Here is a 19,998-nt window from a genome sequence, read left to right as displayed (position 1 = left end):
CCATGATCAACCGCGCCCAGCACAACGCGATGGCCAATGCCATTCGCGCCCTCTCGATGGATGCTGTCGCAGCGGCCAAATCCGGCCATTCCGGCCTGCCACTCGGCGCCGCCGATATCGCCACGGTGCTCTTCCGCGATTTCCTGAATTTCGACCCGGCCGATCCCGCCTGGCCTGATCGTGACCGCTTCGTGCTCTCCGCGGGGCATGGCTCCATGCTGGTCTATTCGCTCCTTCACCTGATCGGGGTGAAGGAAGCCAGCATGGCAGAGCTGAGGGCCTTCCGGCAGCTCGGCTCGAAAACCGCCGGCCACCCCGAATTCGGCCATCTCGCCGGCGTCGAGGTGACAACCGGTCCGCTGGGCCAGGGATTGGCCACGGCCGTCGGCATGGCCTTGTCCGAGCGTGTGCTCAATGCCCGCTTCGGCAAGTCGGTCGTCGATCATTACACCTATGTGCTCGCAGGCGATGGCTGCCTGATGGAGGGCATCAGCCAGGAGGCGCTGACCCTCGCCGGCCATCTGAAGCTCTCTCGCCTCATCGTGCTCTGGGATGATAACGGCATCTCGATTGACGGTCCGGTCTCGATCACCGATTCAACTGACCAGCTGGCGCGTTTCGCCGCTTCGGGCTGGGCGACCATCGCCATTGACGGCCATGATCCCGAGGCGATTGCCGGCGCGATCAGCATGGCCCGGGCCTCGGACAAGCCGACGCTGATCGCCTGCAAGACCACGATCGGCTACGGCTTCCCGACCAAGGCCGGCACCTCGACCGCCCATGGCGCGATCACCGACGCCGGAGAGCTTGAGGCCGCCAAGGCCAAGCTCGGCTGGACGCATGCGCCCTTCATCGTTCCGGATGAGGTCTATGCCCTCTGGAAGGAGACCGGCAAGCGCGGCGCTGCCGCCCATGCTGCCTGGAAGGAGCGGCTCGGCAAGGCCAAGCCGAAGGCGCGCGAGGAATTCCTGCGCGTCACCGCGGGCGCCCTGCCGAAGACGCTCGGCAAGGCGATCCGGCAGGTCAAGGCCGCCGCCCTTGCCAACCCGCAGGAAATGGCCACGCGGAAGGCCGGCGAGATCGTCCTCGACGCGCTGACGCCGCTCCTGCCCGAACTCGTCTCGGGTTCGGCCGACCTGACCGGCTCGAACAACACGAAAACCAGGGCCATGGCCACGATCAAGGCCGGCAGCTTTGGCGGGCAATTCGTCCATTACGGCATCCGCGAGCATGCCATGGCGGCGGCCATGAACGGGCTGGCGCTGCATGGCGGCACGATCCCGGTCGGTGGAACCTTCCTCGTCTTTGCCGATTACTGCCGCCCGGCCATCCGGCTCTCGGCGCTGATGAACCAGCGCGTTGTCTATGTCTTCACGCATGATTCCATCGGCGTGGGCGAGGATGGCCCGACGCATCAGCCGGTCGAACACATCGCCTCGCTCCGCGCCATGCCGAACCTCGATGTCTTCCGCCCCTGCGATCTCATCGAGACGGCAGAAGCCTGGGAATGCGCGCTGGCCAACACCCGGACGCCGACCGTGCTGGCCCTGACGCGCCAGAACTTGCCGCAGCTCCGGCAGGATGCCGGAGCGAAGAACCTCGCGGCCCTCGGCGCCTACGAGTTGATCGGCGCCGATGGCCGTGCCGAGGTGACGCTCTTCGCTTCCGGCTCGGAAGTCGCTTTGGCCGTCTCGGCGCGCAAGACGCTGCTGGAATCCGGCATTCTCGCCCGCGTTGTCTCCGTGCCCTGCCTCGACCGGTTCCTGGCCCAGCCGGAAGTCTATCGCCGCAATGTGATCGGCCGCGCCAGGGTGAAGATCGCGATCGAAGCGGCCGTCCGCCAGGGCTGGGATGCCGTGATCGGCCCCGACGGGACCTTCATCGGCATGGATGGCTTCGGCGCGTCCGGCCCGGCTGGCAAGGTGTTCAACCATTTTGGTATCACGGCAGAAGCCGTCGTTCTGGCCGCCAGGGCAAAATTGAAGCGCTGAGCTTCAGGCAATATTCAGGTCTCCCGAAGCAAGGGGACCGCACAGAGTATGGATCGAGGAGGATGAAATGGCTGTGAAGGTTGCGATCAACGGTTTCGGGCGTATCGGGCGGAATGTCCTGCGCGCCATCGTGGAATCGGGCCGCAAGGATATCCAGGTAGTTGCCATCAACGATCTGGGCCCGGTGGAAACCAACGCGCATCTCTTCCGCTATGACAGCGTCCACGGCAAGTTCAACGGCACGGTGACGGTCGATGGCGATACGATCGATGTCGGCACTGGTCCGATCAAGGTGACGGCCATCCGCAACCCCGCCGAATTGCCCCATGGCGCCCTCGGCGTCGACATCGCCATGGAGTGCACCGGCATCTTCACCTCGAAGGACAAGGCTGCAGCCCATCTGGAGGCCGGCGCCAAGCGGGTCCTCGTCTCCGCCCCCTGCGACGGCGCCGATCTCACGGTGGTGTTCGGCGTGAACCATGGCAAGCTTGCCAAGGATCACCTCGTCGTCTCGAACGCCTCCTGCACCACGAACTGCCTCGCCCCGGTGGCGAAGGTCCTGCACGAAGCCGTCGGCATCGAGCGTGGCATGATGACGACGATCCATTCCTATACCGGCGACCAGCCGACCCTCGACACCATGCACAAGGACCTCTACCGCGCGCGCGCCGCAAGCCTGTCGATGATCCCGACCACGACCGGCGCCGCCAAGGCCGTCGGCCTCGTGCTGCCGGAACTCAACGGCAAGCTTGATGGCTCCTCCATCCGCGTGCCGACGCCGAATGTCTCGGTCGTCGACCTGAAATTTGTCGCCAAGCGCGAGACCTCGAAGGACGAGATCAACGCGGCGATCAAGGCGGCGGCCGATGGCCCGCTCAAGGGCATTCTCGGCTATACCAACGCGCCGAATGTCTCGATCGATTTCAACCACGATCCGCATTCCTCGGTCTTCCATATGGATCAGACCAAGGTCATGGGCGGTACGCTTGTCTCGATCCTGTCATGGTATGACAACGAATGGGGTTTCTCGAACCGCATGTCGGATACCGCCGTGGCGATGGCGAAGTTGATCTGACCACGCGGAAAGAAGGATCGCCGCGCGCAACCCTGACGGGAGCTGAGAATGAACGATCGCATTGAACCGACTGTCGATCCGACTGCCGAACCGGCACCCGCTCCCGCCAGCAAGGCGCCGCCGCGCTCCGCGCTCGACCAGCTCTCCCGCATCGAGGAGAAGGCCGCGCGCATCGAGGAGAAATTCGCCCGCTACGAAGCCCTGTTCGGGCGGGTGGAAAACCGCCTCGATGCCGCCGCTCACCGGGTGGAGGAAGCCGCCCGCTCGGTCGACGCGGTCGAGCTTTCCACGGAAGTCTCCGCGCTGAAAGCGCGGGTCGAGAAGGTGCCGCGCTTCGGTGCGCTGATCGTGACGGCCCTCGTCACGGCTGCGGCCACCACGCTCCTCCTCGTCCTCCTGCTCCGCTTCGCCCCGGGCCTCGTGAAATGACCGCCTTCAAGACCCTCGATGACCTCGCGCCCAAGGGCAAACGCATACTCGTCCGCGTCGATCTCAATGTCCCGATGGAAAACGGGCAGGTCACGGATGCGACCCGCCTTGAACGCATCCTGCCGACGATCCGCGATCTCGCGGGGCGCGGCGGCCGGGTGATCCTGCTGGCTCATTTCGGCCGGCCCAAGGGCGAGACTTTCGAGGAGCGTGCCAGTCCCGGCGAGAGCCTCCGCCCCGTCGCCGTCGCCCTTGCGGGTCTCCTCGGACAGCCGATCGCCTTTGCCGGCAACTGCATCGGCCCGGACGCGGAGACGGCCGTCGCCGCTCTTGGCGATGGCGAGGTGCTCTGCCTCGAGAATACCCGCTTCCACAAGGGCGAGGAAAAGAACGACGCCGCCTTCACCGCCGCCCTCGCCGCGTTGGGCGATGCCTATGTGAACGACGCCTTTTCCGCCGCCCATCGTGCCCATGCCTCGACCGAAGGCCTTGCCCGCCATCTGCCGGCCTATGCCGGCCGCACCATGGAGGCGGAACTCAGGGCGCTCGACGCCGCCCTCGGCGCGCCGACGCGCCCGGTCATGGCGATTGTCGGCGGGGCCAAGGTCTCGACCAAGCTCGACCTGCTTGGCAACCTCGTGGCCAAGGTCGATTGCCTCGTCATCGGCGGCGGCATGGCCAATACCTTCCTCGCTGCGCGCGGGGTCAATGTCGGCAAGAGCCTGTGCGAACATGACCTCGTCGCCACCGCAAGGGAGATCGAGGCCAAGGCCAAGGCGGCCGGCTGCGAGATCCTTCTGCCGACGGATGCCTTGCTCGCCAAGGAATTCAAGGCCAACCCGCTCCATCGCGCCGCGCCGGTCACCTCGGTCGGCCCGGAGGAGATGATCCTTGATGCCGGCCCGACCGCCACCGAGATCATCATCGCGAAGCTCGACAGCATGAAGACGCTGGTCTGGAACGGCCCGCTCGGCGCCTTTGAACTCCAGCCCTTCGACACGGCCACCGTGGCCGTGGCCCGCGCGGCCGCCGCGCTGACCAATGCCGGCAAGCTCGTTTCCGTCGCCGGTGGCGGCGATACGGTTGCGGCGGTCAACCATGCTGGCGTCGGCGAGGCCCTGTCCTACGTCTCCACTGCCGGCGGCGCCTTCCTTGAATGGATGGAAGGCAAGGAATTGCCGGGCGTGAAGGCGTTGTCGGCCTGATTTTTCTCCCAGGGAGCCCAACCATGGCACGCATCACGCTTCGCCAACTTCTCGACCATGCCGCCGAGCACGAATACGGCGTGCCGGCCTTCAACATCAACAACATGGAACAGGCCCTGGCCATCATGGCGGCCGCCGATGCCACCGATGCGCCGGTGATCATCCAGGCCAGCCGCGGCGCGCGGTCCTACGCCAATGACATCATGCTCAAGCACATGATGGATGCCGTGACCGAGATCTACCCGCATATCCCGGTCTGCGTGCATCTCGACCATGGCAACGAGCCCGCCACCTGCATGACGGCGATCCAGGCCGGCTTCACCTCGGTGATGATGGACGGTTCGCTCAAGGCCGATGGCAAGACCCCGGGTGACTGGGATTACAATGTCGGCGTGACCAAGGCCGTGACCGAGATGGCCCATCTCGGTGGCATCTCGGTGGAAGGCGAGCTCGGCGTGCTCGGCAGCCTCGAGACCGGCGAGGGCGAGAAGGAGGATGGCCACGGCTTCGAGGGCAAGCTTAGCCATGACCAGCTGCTGACGAACCCGGACGAGGCGGTGAAATTCGTCAAGGAAACCAAGGTTGATGCGCTCGCCATCGCCATGGGCACCAGCCACGGCGCCTACAAGTTCACCCGCAAGCCGGACGGCAAGGTGCTGGCCATGCATGTGATCGAGGAGATCCACCGGAAACTCCCGAACACGCATCTCGTCATGCATGGCTCCTCCTCGGTGCCGCAGGAGTTGCAGGACATCATCAACACGTTCGGCGGCAAGATGAAGCCGACCTGGGGCGTGCCGGTGGAAGAGATCCAGCGCGGCATCAAGCATGGCGTCCGCAAGATCAACATCGACACCGACAATCGCATGGCGATGACGGGGCAGATCCGCCGCATCCTCGCCGAGGAGCCGGGCGAATTCGACCCGCGGAAATACCTCAAGCCGGCCATGGAGGCGATGACGAAGCTCTGCCGCCAGCGGCTCGAGGAATTCAACACCGCCGGCCAGGCGTCGAAGATCAAGAAGGTCATCCCGCTCAGCGACATGGCGAAGCTCTACGCCAAGGGCGCGCTCGACCCGAAGATCGCCTGATTTTACGCATCACTGCCGACAAGGGCGAGTGCCGGAACCGGCATTCGCCCTTTTCGTCGTTTTATGGCATGGATACCGGCATGATCCCGCAATTCTACCTCCTGACCCCGCCGATCACGGATGTCATGGCCTTCCGGGCGAAACTGGAGCCGGTGCTCGCCACCGGCGCCGTCGCCGTGCTCCGCGCGGTCTTCGCCGCTGGCAACGACACCGAACTCAAGGGTCCGGCTTCGGCCCTGTGCCGCCTCGTTCAGGAAGCCGGCGCGGCCATGCTGATCGACATGCCTGCCGATGCCCGCCTGGTGGCCCGGCTTGGCATTGATGGCGTCCATGTCGCCGGCCCCGGCCCTCGCCTCGACGAGGCCGTGGAGGCCTTGAAACCGGATCGCATCGTCGGTATCGGCGGCCTCAAGGCCCGGCATGATGCGATGGAGGCCGGCGAGCGCGATATCGACTATGTCATGTTCGGCGAGCCCCGGCCGGATGGCACCCTGCCCGCCTTCAGCCAGACGGTGGAGCGGGCGGAATGGTGGGCCTCGATCTTCACGGTCCCCTGTGTCGCCTATGCGCCCGATCTCGACGGCGTCGAGGCCCTGGCCCTGACCGGTGCCGAATTCATCGCCCTCGGCCCGTGGCTGTTCGAGGCGGAGGATCCCGCAGCCCTGCTGGCGGAAGCCCGCCGCAGGGTCAAGGAACGAAGCCTTCGACCGGCAGGCACCTGAGCCGGGAGCCCTCCTGCTTTCCTGCCCCTTGCCTTCCCGCCCGTAATCGCGCAACCAAGCGCAACGCTGTTTCCCAGGACCATCCGACCATGCTTCGCTCACCGCTGATGAACGTGATGACGGCCGCCGCCATCAAGGCCGGCAAGTCGCTCCGCCGCGATTTCCTCGAATTGCCATCGCTGACCATCTCACGCAAGGGGCCGGGCGATTTCGTCTCGGAGGCCGACAAGCGGGCCGAAAAGATCCTGTTCCAGGAACTCTCCCGCGCGCGGCCTGGCTATGGCTTCCTCATGGAGGAGGAAGGCTCGGTCGAGGGCACGGACAAGACCCATCGCTTCATCATCGACCCGCTCGACGGCACGACGAACTTCCTGCACGCCATCCCGCAATTCGCGATCTCGATCGGGCTCGAGCGCGATGACGAGATCGTCGCCGGCCTCATCTACAACCCTGTCAGCGAGGAAATGTTCATCGCGGAGAAGGGCCAGGGCGCCTTCGTGGTCGGGGCAACCCCGCGCGACAATTACCGCCTCCGCGTCTCGCCGCGCACCGATTTCGCCGATTCCGTGATCGGCTGCGGCATCCCGCATGCCGGCCGGGGCGATCATGGCCTCTTCATCCGCGAACTGGCGGGCATCATGCCGCGCTGCTCGGGCATACGGCGCATGGGCGCTGCGGCGCTCGACCTCGCCTTCGTGGCGGCGGGCCGCATGGAAGGCTTCTGGGAACGGAACCTTTCGCCCTGGGATATGGCCGCCGGCATCCTTCTGGTGCGCGAGGCCGGTGGCTTCGTGACCGCACTGGATGGTTCGGCCCGGATCTTCGAGAGCCGGAACATCGTTGCCGGCAACGAAGTGGCGCATCAGTCACTCGTGCGGCTTCTCGGCCAGGCAACCGCCTGACCGGGGCGCGGAACGGGTTGCCAAGCGGCGCCGAACCGGCTTGACTGCCCGCGCGACAGGTTGGGCGTAATAGATCAGGATCGTGGGATGGCGAAAACGCGTTCGGGCCGACGGTTGACATCACCCGGGCTTTTTCTGTTCCGGATGATCGTTTTCCTCGTACTGGGCGGCTTGCTGCTGGCCGTCATGCAGAAGCAGATCCAGGTTGCCTTCTGGGCCAATCCCGGGCTGAACGGCGTGATCGGGCTCGTCCTGTTCCTCGGCATCGTTTTTTCCTTCGCGCAGGTCGGCCGGCTTTTCCGCGAGATCCGTTGGGTCAACAGCCGGATCGAGCCGGATGAGACCCGCCCGCCACCGCCCGAACCGATCCTGCTGGCACCGATGGCCGCCCTGCTGGGAGACCGCATCGGACGCACCGGCATCTCCACGATGACCCTGCGCTCCGTGCTTGACTCGATCGGCGGCCGGCTCGACGAGAGCCGTGAGCTTGCGCGCTACCTCACCGGCCTGCTGGTCTTTCTCGGGCTGCTCGGCACGTTCTGGGGCCTGATCGAGACGGTCTCTTCCATCGGCACCGTCATCGAGAAACTCCCGAGCGCCGGCGAGAACAATGCCCTTTTCGATGAACTCAAGCGCAACCTCGCCGCCCCGCTCTCCGGCATGGGCATCGCGTTCTCGTCCTCGCTTTTCGGGCTCGCGGGCTCGCTCACACTGGGCTTCCTCGACCTGCAGGCCGGGCAGGCGCAGAGCCGGTTCTTCTACGAAGTCGAGGAATGGCTGTCCTCGGCCGTGCAGGACCAGCCTGCAGCGATCGGCGCCAATGCCGATCTCCGCCAGACGCTGGACGGCATCTCCCGCGCGGTGAGCGATGCCGGCGCCGGACGCAATGCCTCGCAGTCCATCTCGAACCTGGCCGAGGGCATCCAGGCCATGGTCCAGCATATGCGCAACGAACAGCAGATGATCCGCAACTGGGTGGAAGCCCAGGCCGCCCAGCAAGCCGATGTGAAGCGGCTGCTGGAAAAGCTGGCGCAGGAGAACCCGGCGCCCCCGGTCGACAAGAAGGCCGAGTAGTGGCGCTGGGTCGGGGCCGGCACCGCGAACGCGGGATCGATTACTGGCCGGGCTTCGTCGATGCCCTGTCGACCCTGCTGCTTGTCTTCATCTTCCTGCTGGCTGTCTTCATGCTGGGGCAGTTCTTCATCAGCCGGGAAATTGCCGGCAAGGATGATTTCCTCCAGCAACTCAACCAGCGGCTGGCCACGCTGACCGATCTCCTCGCCCTCGAGAAGGATGCCAAGGACACTGCCGAACAGCGCCTCCTGGGTCTTCAGGCCACTCTGGCGACCGAAAAGGCCGAGCGGGAGCGCCTGGAAGGGCTGCTTGGCAGTGCGGGCGCGGACCAGGCGCGGATCGGCGCGCTCAACCGCGCCGTCGAGGACGAGCGCAATGCGGCTGCCCGCGCCTTCCGCGAGGTCGCCCTGCTGAACCAGCAGGTGACGGCGATGCGCCAGCAATTGCAGGCGCTGGAAAGTGCGCTGGCCCAGACCGAGACGCGCGAGAAGGATGCCCAGCTCCGGATTGCCGATCTCGGCTCGCGCCTCAACCTGGCGCTGGCCCAACGCGTGCAGGAACTGAACCGCTATCGTTCCGACTTTTTCGGACGGCTGCGTACGGTGCTCGGCAATCGCCCGGATATCCGGATTGTCGGAGACCGGTTCGTCTTCCAGTCGGAGATCTTCTTCGGGTCCGGCGCGGCCGAAATGGAAGCAACGGGACGCGAGGAGCTCGACAAGCTCGCTGCTGCGCTGATCGAACTGGATCGGACAATTCCGCCCGATATCAGCTGGGTGGCGCGCATTGATGGCCATACGGACAAGCGCCCGCTTTCCGGGGCCGGCCAGTTCAAGGACAACTGGGACCTGTCCTCGGCGCGCGCCATCGCGGTCGTGCGCTACCTGCAATCAAAGGGTGTTTCACCGCAACGGCTGGTCGCGGCCGGCTTCGGTGAATATGCACCGCTCGATTTCGGCGATACGCCGGAAGCCCTCGCCCGCAACCGGCGGCTCGAACTGAAGCTCACCGAGCGCTGAAGAGCCGGACGCCTGTCAGGCCGGTGCGTTCTCGGCCGGCTCGTGCCCTGTGAATTGCAGCTTCGCCAGCCCCGCATAGAGTCCGCCTTGCGCAACCAGGGCATCATGGGTGCCATCCTCGACGATGCGGCCCTGGTCGATCACGAGGATCCTGTCTGCATGGCGGATCGTGGCCAGACGATGGGCAATGACCAAAGCCGTCCGCCCCGCCATGGCCCGTTCGAGGGCCTCCTGCACGGCCCGTTCGTTTTCGGCGTCGAGCGCCGAGGTCGCCTCGTCGAGCAGCAGGATCGGCGCATCGCGCAGGATCGCCCGGGCAATGGCGATACGCTGGCGCTCGCCGCCCGAGAGGGTCACACCCCTTTCGCCCACCATCGTGTCGAGCCCCTTCTCCAGCCGGGCGGCAAAACGCATCACGGCGGCTTTTTCGGCTGCGGCCTCGACCTCGGCATCAGTGGCTTCCGGACGCGCAATGCGGATGTTCTCGCGGATCGTCTCGGCGAAGATCACCGGCTCCTGCGGCACGCTGGCCATCAGCCCGCGTAGATCGACAAGCCGGATGCGGTCGATCGGCACGCCATCGATCCGGATCTGCCCCGACTGCGGATCATAGAAGCGCATCAGCAGTTGCATCAGGCTGGATTTGCCGGCACCGGACGGGCCGACAATGGCCACCCGCTCGCCGGGACGCATGGTGAAGCGGATCGGCCCGATGACACGACGTTCCGGTGCGGTCGGATAGGCGAAGCTGACATCCTCGAAAGTGATCTCGCCACGGGCCGGGCGTGCAGGCACGGCCGGATCGGCGGGCTCGACCACGGCTGGCTGTGTGGCGAGCAAGTCGGACAGGCGCTGCGCCGCGCCGGCGGCCTGGCTGAGCTGGCCGAACACTTCAGAGAGCTGGCCGAGCGCCGAGGCGGCAAAGACCGCGTAGAGCACGAATTGCGACAGCCGGCCGGCGGTCATCTCGCCGGCGATCACCGCCTTGGCTCCGGTCCAGAGCACGAAGGTGATGCTTGCAAAGGCGATGAAGATGATCACCGAGGTCAGCACGGCGCGCGCGCCGGTCGCGGCGCGGGCAGCCTCGTAGGCGCTGTCGACCGCGCCGGAGAAGCGCCGGATCGCGGCCTGCTCGCCGGTAAAGGCCTGGACGATCCGCACCGCGCCGATCCGCTCGGTCGCGAAGGAGGCGGCCTCGGCAAGCGTGTCCTGCGCCGCCTGCGACCGGCGGCGCACACCCCGCCCCGCCGCGACGAGCGGCAGGACGATGGCCGGAATGGCCAGCAGTACCAGGATGGAGAGGCTGGGCGAGGTCACGACCATCATGGTGATCGCACCGATCAGCAGGATCGCATTGCGCAGCGCAATCGAAGCCGAGGCCCCGAAGGTGGACTTCAGCTCCGTCGTGTCGGCGGTCAGGCGGGAGACGATCTCTCCCGATCTTGCCTGGTCGTAGAAGGCACCGTCCAGCAACATGACGCGGCTGAACACGGCGCTGCGGATCCGGGCGACCACCCGTTCGCCGATGGTCATGACCATGTAGTAGCGGATGCCGGCCGCCATCGCGAGGCCGATCGTCAGCACCAGGATCATGCCAAAATAGGCGTCGACGAGGCCCCGGTTCTCGGCCGAGAAGCCGAAATCCACCATCCGCCGCACGGCCAGCGGCACAGCCAGTGTCAGCAAGGCCGCCGCACAGAGCGCCAGCAGCGCGATGGCGATCCGCTTCCCCTCGGCTCTGGCGAAGGGCAGCATGACACGCAACGCGGAAAGGTCGAGGCGGGAGAAGCGGCCACCGCTCCGCGCCTTGGCTTCGCCCTTGGGATCACTCATCGTCGACGGTTTCCTCCGCCGGCCCAGGCTGCCTCGCAACCCCGCCGGATGTTTCATGCGTCTTTGGCCGCGAGACGCTTGTCGCGTCAAGCGCTCTCATGTATAGGGGCGCTCTCGCAAAGGAATTTGGCGTTTGGGCGGCCAGCGGAAGCGGCCGGCAAGCGGAGTTTTGAAAGGCTGGTCCCATGAAGGCGGATATTCATCCCGACTATCACTACATCAAGGTCGTGATGACCGACGGTACCGAATTCGTGACCCGTTCGACCTATGGCAAGGCGAACGACACGATGAACCTCGATATCGACCCGACCTCCCACCCGGCCTGGACCGGTGGCTCGCAGCAGCTGATGGATCGCGGCGGTCGCGTGTCGAAGTTCAATTCCCGCTTCAGCGGCCTGTCCTTCGGCAAGAAGTAAGGCGGTCCCGCGCCCGGCGGCGCGGTCGATCCCCGGACAGGGAACAGAGCCCGCGCCCCGCGCGGGCTTCTTGTTGTGGGCTTATGCCAGCTTGGCACCGAAAGCGGCTGCGAGATGGCCGAGCTGGCCGGCAACCGGGTTGCTGGCGGGCGGCGGCGTCTGCCCCTTGAGATCATTGTCGATGCGCTGGATACGCGCCTGGAGAACGAGCGACCGTTCGATCAGCCGCCGCAAGGTCTCTGGCAGCTGCGACAGGACGGCATCACCCAACGTCGTGTCCTGCATGGCTACAACGACACGGCGATGCTCGCGCTCGGCATCGTCCCGCGACAATTCGCCCTCGTTCACCGCCCGCTGGAGCAGGAGCCATGAGGTCATCTGCATCAGACGCGTGGTCAGGCGCATGCTCTCGCTGGCATAGGCCAGCGCGACATTGCGTTCGAGGCCCTTCGATTCCTCGCGGCCGCCGCCATCGAGATAGGCCGCCGTCGCCTCGACGAGTGCCATGCCCTCGCGGAACAGCGCCATGAAGGCATCGGAAGCCAGCATCCTTTCGGTGAAGGAGACCGTGCCTTCGAGGCCGGCCTTGTCCAGGCCGTGGGGTGTCGGTTCGCGTGTCATATCCTGCATGTCCGTCTCCGCATCCTCTGTGCCGCGATGGGACGCGGCCGCTTGATACGGAAGGTTTCTGCAAGACTAACACCAAGCGGGGCGTTCGACAGAACCCGCATGGTCGAATGGTTAACGACGGCAGCCACTGGCCAGGACGTAAAGCCAAAAAAAAGGATCGCCGGAGCGATCCTGGAATGAGTCCAACAGGGAGGCGTCAAACAGAGTAGCAGGAGCCACTCGGGATCCGGCGAACCGGAACGTTTGAAGGTTATGCGAAAAAGCTTAAGGACCTGTTAAATTCGGACAATTTTCATCAAATGCGTCATATCTTTTAATAACCCTATGATTTCACGAATTTTTCCCAGCGCTGTGACTTTCCGGCTACCGTTTGAACAGGGCATCGGCAGCGGCCTGACTGCTCTGCTTCCGCGCATGGGCTTCCTTCAGCCGGATGATTTCGGCCTCGAGCTGCGTGATTCGTTCGGTGATCTCCGTCAGCGAGAGCAGCGAGAGATCCTGGCCGATCTCGTGCACCGGCTTCTTCTTCGGCTTGGCGTCATCATCGAACATCAGCGTGTTTCCCCGGATTGGCCTTTCTGGCCTGTTGCATGCACCAAATCCGGACAGTATAAGGGCGCATTCCCAAATTGGCATCGAGACTTGCTCGCTGCGGGCCGCCCCGGGGAAGGCGGCGCGAACGGGAAGACGTATCTGCACGCCCCGGCGGATGGAAAAGTAGGAGACGTGATCGATGGCAAGCTTGCTGATGCCCAAGGCGACGGCTGTCTGGCTGGTAGAGAATACCGCGCTCACCTTCGATCAGATCGCGGCCTTCTGCAGTCTTCACCCGCTTGAGGTGAAGGGCATTGCCGACGGCGACGTTGCTGCCGGGATGAAGGGTCTCGACCCTGTCCAGGCCGGCCAGCTCTCCCGCGAGGAACTCGAGAAGGCCGAGGCCAACCCGGATTACCGCCTCCGGCTGCTCGAACCGAAGGTGCGCCTGCCTGACCTGAAGCGCACGAAGGGCCCGCGCTACACGCCGGTCTCGAAGCGGCAGGATCGCCCGAACGCGATCCAGTGGCTCATCAAGAACCATCCCGAACTGAAGGATGCCCAGATCATCCGCCTCGTCGGCACCACCAAGTCGACAATCCAGTCGGTCCGCGAGCGGACGCACTGGAATTCCGGCAACCTGCAGCCGCTCGACCCGGTGACGCTTGGCCTCTGCTCGCAGATCGACCTTGATCTGGAAGTCAGCCGCGCTTCGAAGGATCGTCCCCCGGCCCCGGTGGTCGATACCGGCGCGACACTCATCCCCGCCGAACTGACCACGGCAGCGGAAGCGCCGAAGAAGAAGGTCGAGCTGGATGCCGAGCATGTTTTCGCCCGGCTGAAGGACCTGAAACCGATCGATTCCGACGAGGAATGAGGCCAGCCTTCCGCCGGATCGACCGGCAGGAGCAGAAGACGGGCGGCCTCCTGAGGGAGCGCCGCCTTTTTCATGCCCGCAGGGCCGTCTTCAGGCGATGGTTGTCGCCTTCAGCGCCTCGGCGATCTCGTCCAGGATCGCCGGATCGTCGATCGTGGCCGGCATCGACCAGGCATCGCCATCGGCAATCTTCTTCATCGTGCCGCGCAGGATCTTGCCCGAACGCGTTTTCGGCAGGCGGTTCACGACGAGCGCGGTCTTAAACGCCGCCACAGGGCCGATCTTGTCGCGCACCAATGCCACGCATTCCTTGGCGATCGCCGCATGCGCCTGGTTGCTGCCCGCCTTGAGTACCACGAACCCGACCGGCACCTCGCCCTTCAGCGTGTCGCGAGCGCCGATCACCGCACATTCCGCCACGGCCGGATGCGAGGCCAGCACCTCCTCCATCCCGCCCGTAGAGAGGCGATGCCCGGCGACATTGATGATGTCGTCGGTCCGGCCCATGATGAAGAGATAGCCGTCGCCATCGCGATAGCCGGCATCCGCCGTCTTGTAATAGCCCGGGAATTCCTCGAAATAGGCCTCGCGGCACCGTTCGTCCGCCTGCCACAGGGTCGGCAGCGCGCCAGGCGGCAGCGGCAGCTTCACCACGATCGAGCCCATCAGCCCGGCAGGAACCTCCTTGCCGGCTTCATCCACGATATGGATGTCATAGCCCGGCATCGGCACCGTCGGCGAACCATGCTTGACCGGCAGCAAGCCAAGCCCCAGCGGGTTACCGGCGATGCACCAGCCGGTCTCGGTCTGCCACCAATGGTCGATGACGGGCACGCCGAGAACCTGCTCCGCCCATTTCACCGTATCCGGATCGGCGCGCTCGCCGGCCAGAAACAGCGCCTTGAAATGCGCAAGATCATAACGGGCGAGATGCCTGGCCTCGGGATCTTCCTTGCGGATGGCGCGGAAAGCGGTCGGGGCCGTGAAAAGCACCTTCACCTTGTGCTCGGCGATCACGCGCCAGAACGCCCCCGGATCGGGCGTGCCCACAGGCTTGCCTTCATAGAGAATGGTCGTGCAGCCCTTCAGCAGCGGCGCGTAGACAATGTAGGAATGGCCAACCACCCAGCCGACATCCGACGCAGCCCAGTAGACATCGCCGGCCTCGACGCCATAGAGCGCCCCCATCGACCAGTGCAAAGCCACCATGTGCCCGCCATTGTCCCGGACCACGCCCTTGGGCTTGCCTGTCGTCCCGGATGTGTAGAGCACATAGAGCGGGTCCGTCGCCAGCATCGGCTCCGGCGCAAGCGGCCCCTTGGCTTCGGCCGCCCCGGTTTCCACCTGCCAGTCGAAATCACGGCCCGGCGTCATCTCGGCCAAAGCCTGCGGCCGTTGCAGGATGATGCAGCCCTCCGGCTTGTGCGTTGCCTCCTCGATCGCGCGGTCGAGCAGCGGCTTGTAGGCAACGATCCGGCCGGGTTCGAGCCCGCAGGATGCCGCGAGGATCAGCTTCGGCGTGGCATCGTCGATGCGGGTAGCGAGTTCACGCGCGGCAAAGCCACCGAACACCACCGAATGGATGGCGCCGATCCGGGCGCAGGCCAGCATCGCGACCACCGCTTCCGGGATCATCGGCATGTAGAGAATGACCCGATCGCCCTTGGCCACGCCATGCCCCTTGAGCACATGGCCCAGCGTCTCGACCGCGCGGAGCAATTCCGAATAGGTCAGGACCTGCCTGGAATCGGTCATCGCGGAATCGTAGATCACCGCCGGCTGGTCGCCGCGGCCGGACGCGACATGCCGGTCCAGGCAATTCTGCGCGGTGTTGCATCGGGCATCCGGGAACCAGCGGCCATAAAGCCCGGAATCGGCATCGAAGGCGCGCTGCGGCGGCTCGATCCAGTCCAGCGCGCGGGCCGCCTCCAGCCAGAAGGACTCGGGCGATTCCCGCCAGCCGGAATAGACATCGGAATATCGGCTCTGGAGCATGTTTTCCTCCGCAGGCTTCTTTTGAGAATATTGTTTCCCATAGCGCGTTCCACGACCGAATTCTCTTGGCAATTTGTGGAACATGTCATTGTCGGGAACCTTGCATTCAAGCGCTGAAAACCTTGCACATCCGCGTTTCCTCGGTTGACCGGGCGCTCAGGCACCGCATAAGTTTTGCCGTCCAAGCGCCTGTTCGGGCTGGCGCCTCGGGCAGCGCGCATGCGGCACGGGCCGCGATGCAGAATGGAATACACCGGTGAGCGATCCGATACGCGAAGCCCTGGCGCGGATGTCCGCAGCCCTGGACCGCCTTGATGCGGCCTCGCTTCGCCATGCGGACGGGGACCGGGCCCGCCAGACGCTCGAAAGCGAATTGTCGCTCATGCGCGAGGATCGCCATCAGCTGGCCCGCGCCCTTGACGAGGAGAAGGCCTCCCGCCTCCTCGCCGAGACCCATCTCGCCGATCTCGCGCCCCGCATCGACCGCGCCATCGCGGCCCTGCGGCAGAGCCTCGCCCAGGACTGACCGGATGGCGCATGTCACCGTGACCATCGATGGCAAGCAGTTCCGCATGGCCTGCGAGGACGGGCAGGAACAGCATCTCGAAGCGCTGGCCCTCGATCTCGACAACCGCATCCGCATGGTGCGCGAATCCTTCGGCGAGATCGGTGATCTCCGGCTCACGGTGATGGCGGCGCTGATGGTGACGGACGAACTGTTCGAGGAGCGCCGCAAGGGCACGGAGCTGCAGCAAATGGCCGAGCAGGACCGGCATTCCCGCCAGAATGTGCATGAAGCAGCCCTCCAGCGCGACAATGCAATTGCCGCCAGCCTCGACGGCCTGACCCAGCGGATCGACCGCATCGCCCGCATGCTCTCCGCACCGAAGACCGAATCCCGACACGAATGATACGCAAGGAACAGAGCGCCGGGCGCACCTGCAGCTCCCGCGCCGCACTTCGTTCTTGATCCTGTCCGAAACCTCTTTCCCTTGTGCCCAGCAGCGCCTACATTGGTGATGCGGGGCTGCGGGATGCGGCAGGTTATACGTATTCCCCGGGGCCTTAACGATCCTTAGGGAGCTGTACCTATCCGGACTCGTGGGTCCGGGTACACGGCGCCCACCTACTTATGTAGGTTCCCGGGATCGACACTCCACCGGTCTTCGCGGCTCCGCACCTTCCCGCCGTCTTGCGCGGCACGAGTTTCCGCAGGCGGTATCCATGCGTCTACTCTTTCTCGGTGATGTCGTCGGCCGTCCCGGCCGCGAAGCCGTCCAGCGCTACCTCCCGGCCCTGCGCGCCCGGCTGAAGCCGGATTGCGTGGTTATCAACGGCGAAAATGCCGCCGGCGGCTTCGGCATCACCGAGGGCATCTACCAGGAATTGCTGGATGCCGGTGCCGATGCAATCACGCTCGGCAATCACGCATTCGACCAGCGCGAGACGCTCGTCTTCATCGAGCGCGCACCACGGCTTGTCCGCCCGGCCAACCTGCCGCCCGGCACGCCCGGCCGTGGCGCCGCGCTCGTCGAACTGGCCGATGGTCGCCGCGTCCTCGTCATCAACGTTCTCGGACGGATCGAGATGGATGCGGTGGATTGCCCGTTCCGCGCCACGGAGCGCGAGATCGAGCTTTGCCCCCTGCGCGAGATGGCCGATGCCATCCTGCTTGATCTTCATGCCGAGGCGACAGCGGAAAAGCAGGCGCTCGCCTGGCATTTCGACGGCCGCGTCTCCATGGCGGTCGGCACGCATACGCATGTGCCCACCGCCGATCACCGGCTCTTCCCGGGCGGCACCGCATACATGACCGATGCCGGCATGTGCGGGGACTACCTCTCGGTCATTGGCTTCGACTGGCGCGAACCCACGCGCCGGCTGGTTGAGAAAATCCCCGGCTCGCGCTGGGAATCAGCTTCCGGAGAAGGCGCGATCAGCGGCGTCCTGGTCGAAACCGACGATCGCACCGGCCTCGCCCGCCGCATTGCCCCGGTCCGCCAGGGCGCCCATCTCGCCGAAGCCCTGCCCGACTGGTGACGCGCCCGGGCGTGCCAATCCGCCCGCACACTCTTTCCTTGGCCCGCGCTTTTGCTATAAGCCGCGCCCATCTCGAACCTTTCCAGCGCCCGGAGTGAGCCCATGGCCGGTCATTCGCAATTCAAGAACATCATGCATCGCAAGGGCAAGCAGGATGCCGTGCGCTCGAAGATGTTCGGCAAGCTGGCGCGTGAGATCACCGTGGCTGCCAAGCTCGGCCTGCCTGATCCGGCAATGAACCCGCGCCTGCGCATGGCCATTCTCGCCGCGCGCGCCGAGAACATGCCGAAAGACAATATCGAACGGGCAATCAAGAAGGCCGCCGGCGGGGATGCCGAGAGCTACGAGGAAGTGCGCTACGAGGGCCGCGGCCCCGGCGGTGTGATGCTGATCGTCGAGGCGCTGACCGACAATCGCAATCGGACCGGCGCGGCCGTGCGCTCGTATTTCACCAAGGCGGGCGGTGAACTCGGCGCCACCGGCTCGGCCACTTTCATGTTCGACCGTGTCGGCGAGATCACCTATCCTGCGAACATCGGCGATGCCGACCGTGTGATGGAGGCCGCCATCGAGGCCGGCGCCGATGATGTGGCCTCCGACGAGAACGGCCATACCATCCTCTGCGCTTTCTCCGATCTCTCGGATGTCTCGAAAGCGCTCGAGGCCTCGCTGGGCGCCCCTGCCTCGGCCAAGGCGATCTGGAAGCCTCAGAACACGGTCGAGCTCGATGAGGAAAAGGCCCAGAGCATCATGAAGCTCATCGACAACCTCGATAATGACGATGACGTGCAGAACGTCTTCTCGAATTTCGATGTGTCGGAAGAGGTGATGGCGAAGCTGACGGCCTGAAGGCCTCAGCGGATCCAGCCATCCAGCGCCGGCAGCGAGAGGATCGCCGCCAGCGCGACGATCGCATAGGCGATGCGCCGGAACGTCGCCTCGCTGGCCATGTGGTAGCCGCGCGTGCCGAGATAGAGCATCGCGCCATAGGCCGGCATGACGCTGAGCGCGATCAGCAGGGTCTCGACCGTCAGGATACCCCGATAGCCGAGGATGGCTCCGGAAACGAAGGTCGAGAACAGGAAATAGGTCTGCATATCGGCCCGGATCTCGGCCGGCTGGCGGTTCTGGCTGGACAGCCAGAACAGGGCAAGCGGCAGGCCGCTGAGGCTCGCGAGCCCGTTGAACAGCCCGGACAGGCTCCCGACCGACAGGGTGAGCGGAAGGCCCGGCCGGCCGTGATAGCGCCAGCCACTGGCGAGAATCACGACGGCCGCCATGACCAGCCCGGAAATGATCCAGCGGATCACCAGCGCATCGACATGGATGAGCGCGTAGAGCCCGACCGGGAACATCAACGCCGCAGCGGCGAGCAGGGTCAGCACGCCCTTCTTGTCCGCAGCCCGATAAGCGCGCAGGCCAAGGACCAGCGCGAAGGGCGCATCGATGGCCCAGATCACGGCGAGCGCCACATGCGGCGGCAGGACGCTGGCCGCGAGCGGCATGAAGATCATCGCAAAGCCGAAGCCGGTAAAGCCGCGCGTCAGCCCGCCGAGTGCCGCGCCAAGGGCGACGACCAGCCAGTCCTGGGAAGAAAGTGCGGCAAGCATCGGTGGATTTCCGGGGAGTCGTGCCCTCCCGGCTAGCACGCGGCGGCATCCGGCACTACCGATATCGCATGAGCAAATCCGTGCGAATCATCGGCATCGATCCCGGCTTGCGCCATACCGGCTGGGGCATCATCGAGAGCGAGGGGACGCGGCTCTCCTATATCGCCTGCGGTGCCGTGGAGCCGACTCCCTCAGCCGATCTGGCCGACCGGCTGGCCGCCATCCACGAGGGGTTGCGCGTGGTGATCGCCGATCACACCCCGCAGGAAGCGGCGGTGGAGGAGACCTTCATGAACAAGGACCCCCGCTCCACCCTGAAGCTCGGCGCGGCGCGCGGCGTGGCGATGCTGGTGCCGGCCCAGGCGGGGTTGCGTGTGGCCGAGTACGCGCCGAACCAGGTCAAGAAGAGCGTGGTCGGCGCAGGCCATGCCGAGAAAGCGCAGATCCGGATGATGGTGAAGGTGCTGTTGCCCAAGGCCGAGTTTCGCACAGACGACATGGCCGATGCGCTCGCCATCGCCATCTGCCATGCCCATAATCGCGGTCGGGGATAAA

At 65.3% G+C, this 19,998-nt stretch carries 21 protein-coding genes and 1 other RNA gene; 17 read left to right on the top strand and 5 right to left on the bottom strand.

Annotated features, from left to right (window positions below; translation table 11 throughout):
* Positions 1-2: 2 nt before the first annotated feature.
* From tkt to P0652_RS04940, 9 genes are all read left to right on the top strand, one after another.
* Complete coding sequence (gene tkt / locus P0652_RS04980; protein WP_284177666.1) at positions 3-1,991, top strand: transketolase; 1,989 nt, start codon at positions 3-5, stop codon at positions 1,989-1,991.
* Between the two features lie 67 nt (positions 1,992-2,058).
* Positions 2,059-3,066, top strand: a complete 1,008-nt coding sequence (gap, locus tag P0652_RS04975; protein ID WP_284177665.1) for a type I glyceraldehyde-3-phosphate dehydrogenase — start codon at positions 2,059-2,061, stop codon at positions 3,064-3,066.
* 48 nt (positions 3,067-3,114) lie between these two features.
* Positions 3,115-3,495, top strand: a complete 381-nt coding sequence (locus P0652_RS04970) for a hypothetical protein (RefSeq protein WP_284177664.1) — start codon at positions 3,115-3,117, stop codon at positions 3,493-3,495.
* Positions 3,492-4,700 (top strand): phosphoglycerate kinase, encoded by a 1,209-nt coding sequence (locus tag P0652_RS04965; RefSeq protein WP_284177663.1) that lies wholly within the window; start codon positions 3,492-3,494, stop codon positions 4,698-4,700. The genes P0652_RS04970 and P0652_RS04965 overlap by 4 nt, the downstream gene beginning before the upstream one ends.
* Positions 4,701-4,723: 23 nt before the next feature.
* Positions 4,724-5,791 (top strand): class II fructose-bisphosphate aldolase, encoded by a 1,068-nt coding sequence (gene fba, locus P0652_RS04960; RefSeq protein WP_284177661.1) that lies wholly within the window; start codon positions 4,724-4,726, stop codon positions 5,789-5,791.
* A gap of 80 nt (positions 5,792-5,871) precedes the next feature.
* Entirely contained in the window at positions 5,872-6,513 is a 642-nt protein-coding gene (locus P0652_RS04955) for a thiamine phosphate synthase (protein WP_284177660.1), read from the top strand.
* An 89-nt stretch (positions 6,514-6,602) separates the two neighbouring features.
* A complete protein-coding gene (locus tag P0652_RS04950) occupies positions 6,603-7,415 on the top strand; it encodes an inositol monophosphatase family protein (protein ID WP_284177659.1) in 813 nt (270 codons plus the stop codon).
* An 87-nt stretch (positions 7,416-7,502) separates the two neighbouring features.
* Positions 7,503-8,489: a flagellar motor protein MotA gene (locus P0652_RS04945; protein WP_284177658.1), complete on the top strand. Its 987-nt coding sequence runs from the start codon at positions 7,503-7,505 to the stop codon at positions 8,487-8,489.
* The gene (locus P0652_RS04940) at positions 8,489-9,508 is read left to right on the top strand and encodes a peptidoglycan -binding protein (RefSeq protein WP_284177657.1); all 1,020 of its coding nucleotides are present in this window, start codon (positions 8,489-8,491) and stop codon (positions 9,506-9,508) included. Before P0652_RS04945 ends, P0652_RS04940 begins: the two co-directional genes overlap by 1 nt.
* A gap of 15 nt (positions 9,509-9,523) precedes the next feature.
* On the opposite strand, the gene P0652_RS04935 is transcribed toward P0652_RS04940, so the two are convergent.
* Positions 9,524-11,341, bottom strand: coding sequence for an ABC transporter transmembrane domain-containing protein (locus tag P0652_RS04935; protein ID WP_284177656.1), 1,818 nt, complete (start codon positions 11,339-11,341; stop codon positions 9,524-9,526).
* Between the two features lie 185 nt (positions 11,342-11,526).
* Here P0652_RS04935 and rpmE point away from each other — a divergent pair, with 185 nt between their 5' ends.
* A complete protein-coding gene (rpmE, locus tag P0652_RS04930) occupies positions 11,527-11,757 on the top strand; it encodes a 50S ribosomal protein L31 (RefSeq protein WP_284177655.1) in 231 nt (76 codons plus the stop codon).
* 81 nt (positions 11,758-11,838) lie between these two features.
* Here rpmE and rcdA read toward each other — a convergent pair whose 3' ends face one another.
* Positions 11,839-12,387, bottom strand: coding sequence for a protease adaptor protein RcdA (gene rcdA, locus P0652_RS04925; protein ID WP_284177654.1), 549 nt, complete (start codon positions 12,385-12,387; stop codon positions 11,839-11,841).
* A 363-nt stretch (positions 12,388-12,750) separates the two neighbouring features.
* On the bottom strand, positions 12,751-12,939 hold the full coding sequence (locus P0652_RS04920) for a DUF1192 domain-containing protein (protein WP_502947460.1): 189 nt from the start codon (positions 12,937-12,939) through the stop codon (positions 12,751-12,753).
* Between the two features lie 181 nt (positions 12,940-13,120).
* Here P0652_RS04920 and P0652_RS04915 point away from each other — a divergent pair, with 181 nt between their 5' ends.
* The gene (locus P0652_RS04915) at positions 13,121-13,798 is read left to right on the top strand and encodes a DUF1013 domain-containing protein (protein ID WP_284177653.1); all 678 of its coding nucleotides are present in this window, start codon (positions 13,121-13,123) and stop codon (positions 13,796-13,798) included.
* Positions 13,799-13,888: 90 nt separating this feature from the next.
* Here the strand turns inward: P0652_RS04915 and P0652_RS04910 are convergent, their stop codons facing one another.
* Positions 13,889-15,793 carry a propionyl-CoA synthetase gene (locus P0652_RS04910; protein ID WP_284177652.1) on the bottom strand — a complete coding sequence of 635 codons (1,905 nt, stop codon included), beginning with the start codon at positions 15,791-15,793 and terminating at the stop codon, positions 13,889-13,891.
* 256 nt (positions 15,794-16,049) lie between these two features.
* On the opposite strand from P0652_RS04910, the gene P0652_RS04905 reads away from it, so the two are divergent.
* The 5 genes from P0652_RS04905 to P0652_RS04885 all read left to right on the top strand — a co-directional run bounded on the left by P0652_RS04905 (position 16,050) and on the right by P0652_RS04885 (position 18,682).
* Positions 16,050-16,319 carry a DUF4164 family protein gene (locus tag P0652_RS04905; RefSeq protein ID WP_284177651.1) on the top strand — a complete coding sequence of 90 codons (270 nt, stop codon included), beginning with the start codon at positions 16,050-16,052 and terminating at the stop codon, positions 16,317-16,319.
* Between the two features lie 4 nt (positions 16,320-16,323).
* A complete protein-coding gene (locus P0652_RS04900; protein WP_284177650.1) occupies positions 16,324-16,704 on the top strand; it encodes a cell division protein ZapA in 381 nt (126 codons plus the stop codon).
* Between the two features lie 110 nt (positions 16,705-16,814).
* Positions 16,815-16,972, top strand: a non-coding RNA gene (gene ssrS, locus P0652_RS04895) — 6S RNA.
* Between the two features lie 45 nt (positions 16,973-17,017).
* On the top strand, positions 17,018-17,833 hold the full coding sequence (locus tag P0652_RS04890; protein WP_284177649.1) for a TIGR00282 family metallophosphoesterase: 816 nt from the start codon (positions 17,018-17,020) through the stop codon (positions 17,831-17,833).
* 102 nt (positions 17,834-17,935) lie between these two features.
* Positions 17,936-18,682 (top strand): YebC/PmpR family DNA-binding transcriptional regulator, encoded by a 747-nt coding sequence (locus tag P0652_RS04885; RefSeq protein WP_284177648.1) that lies wholly within the window; start codon positions 17,936-17,938, stop codon positions 18,680-18,682.
* 5 nt (positions 18,683-18,687) lie between these two features.
* On the opposite strand, the gene P0652_RS04880 is transcribed toward P0652_RS04885, so the two are convergent.
* Complete coding sequence (locus P0652_RS04880) at positions 18,688-19,443, bottom strand: sulfite exporter TauE/SafE family protein (protein WP_284177647.1); 756 nt, start codon at positions 19,441-19,443, stop codon at positions 18,688-18,690.
* Positions 19,444-19,511: 68 nt separating this feature from the next.
* Here P0652_RS04880 and ruvC point away from each other — a divergent pair, with 68 nt between their 5' ends.
* Positions 19,512-19,997: a crossover junction endodeoxyribonuclease RuvC gene (gene ruvC / locus P0652_RS04875; RefSeq protein WP_284177646.1), complete on the top strand. Its 486-nt coding sequence runs from the start codon at positions 19,512-19,514 to the stop codon at positions 19,995-19,997.
* Position 19,998 lies beyond the last annotated feature (1 nt).

Origin of the sequence: Rhabdaerophilum sp. SD176, assembly GCF_030143245.1 — a bacterium.
GTDB lineage: Bacteria > Pseudomonadota > Alphaproteobacteria > Rhizobiales > Beijerinckiaceae > Rhabdaerophilum.
Note: the sequence above shows the minus strand (reverse complement) of the source record. Positions and strands in the feature narration are given on the sequence as shown.

Excerpts from the sequence above, each read along its gene's own strand:
- P0652_RS04955 (WP_284177660.1), top strand. The coding sequence starts at position 5,872 with ATGATCCCGCAATTCTACCTCCTGACCCCGCCGATCACGGATGTCATG.
- P0652_RS04965 (WP_284177663.1), top strand. The coding sequence starts at position 3,492 with ATGACCGCCTTCAAGACCCTCGATGACCTCGCGCCCAAGGGCAAACGC.
- P0652_RS04890 (WP_284177649.1), top strand. The coding sequence starts at position 17,018 with ATGCGTCTACTCTTTCTCGGTGATGTCGTCGGCCGTCCCGGCCGCGAA.
- tkt (WP_284177666.1), top strand. The coding sequence starts at position 3 with ATGATCAACCGCGCCCAGCACAACGCGATGGCCAATGCCATTCGCGCC.
- ruvC (WP_284177646.1), top strand. The coding sequence starts at position 19,512 with ATGAGCAAATCCGTGCGAATCATCGGCATCGATCCCGGCTTGCGCCAT.
- fba (WP_284177661.1), top strand. The coding sequence starts at position 4,724 with ATGGCACGCATCACGCTTCGCCAACTTCTCGACCATGCCGCCGAGCAC.
- P0652_RS04910 (WP_284177652.1), bottom strand. The coding sequence starts at position 15,793 with ATGCTCCAGAGCCGATATTCCGATGTCTATTCCGGCTGGCGGGAATCG.
- P0652_RS04945 (WP_284177658.1), top strand. The coding sequence starts at position 7,503 with ATGGCGAAAACGCGTTCGGGCCGACGGTTGACATCACCCGGGCTTTTT.
- gap (WP_284177665.1), top strand. The coding sequence starts at position 2,059 with ATGGCTGTGAAGGTTGCGATCAACGGTTTCGGGCGTATCGGGCGGAAT.
- P0652_RS04970 (WP_284177664.1), top strand. The coding sequence starts at position 3,115 with ATGAACGATCGCATTGAACCGACTGTCGATCCGACTGCCGAACCGGCA.
- P0652_RS04950 (WP_284177659.1), top strand. The coding sequence starts at position 6,603 with ATGCTTCGCTCACCGCTGATGAACGTGATGACGGCCGCCGCCATCAAG.
- P0652_RS04935 (WP_284177656.1), bottom strand. The coding sequence starts at position 11,341 with ATGAGTGATCCCAAGGGCGAAGCCAAGGCGCGGAGCGGTGGCCGCTTC.
- rpmE (WP_284177655.1), top strand. The coding sequence starts at position 11,527 with ATGAAGGCGGATATTCATCCCGACTATCACTACATCAAGGTCGTGATG.
- P0652_RS04885 (WP_284177648.1), top strand. The coding sequence starts at position 17,936 with ATGGCCGGTCATTCGCAATTCAAGAACATCATGCATCGCAAGGGCAAG.
- P0652_RS04920 (WP_502947460.1), bottom strand. The coding sequence starts at position 12,939 with ATGTTCGATGATGACGCCAAGCCGAAGAAGAAGCCGGTGCACGAGATC.
- rcdA (WP_284177654.1), bottom strand. The coding sequence starts at position 12,387 with ATGCAGGATATGACACGCGAACCGACACCCCACGGCCTGGACAAGGCC.
- P0652_RS04915 (WP_284177653.1), top strand. The coding sequence starts at position 13,121 with ATGGCAAGCTTGCTGATGCCCAAGGCGACGGCTGTCTGGCTGGTAGAG.
- P0652_RS04880 (WP_284177647.1), bottom strand. The coding sequence starts at position 19,443 with ATGCTTGCCGCACTTTCTTCCCAGGACTGGCTGGTCGTCGCCCTTGGC.
- P0652_RS04900 (WP_284177650.1), top strand. The coding sequence starts at position 16,324 with ATGGCGCATGTCACCGTGACCATCGATGGCAAGCAGTTCCGCATGGCC.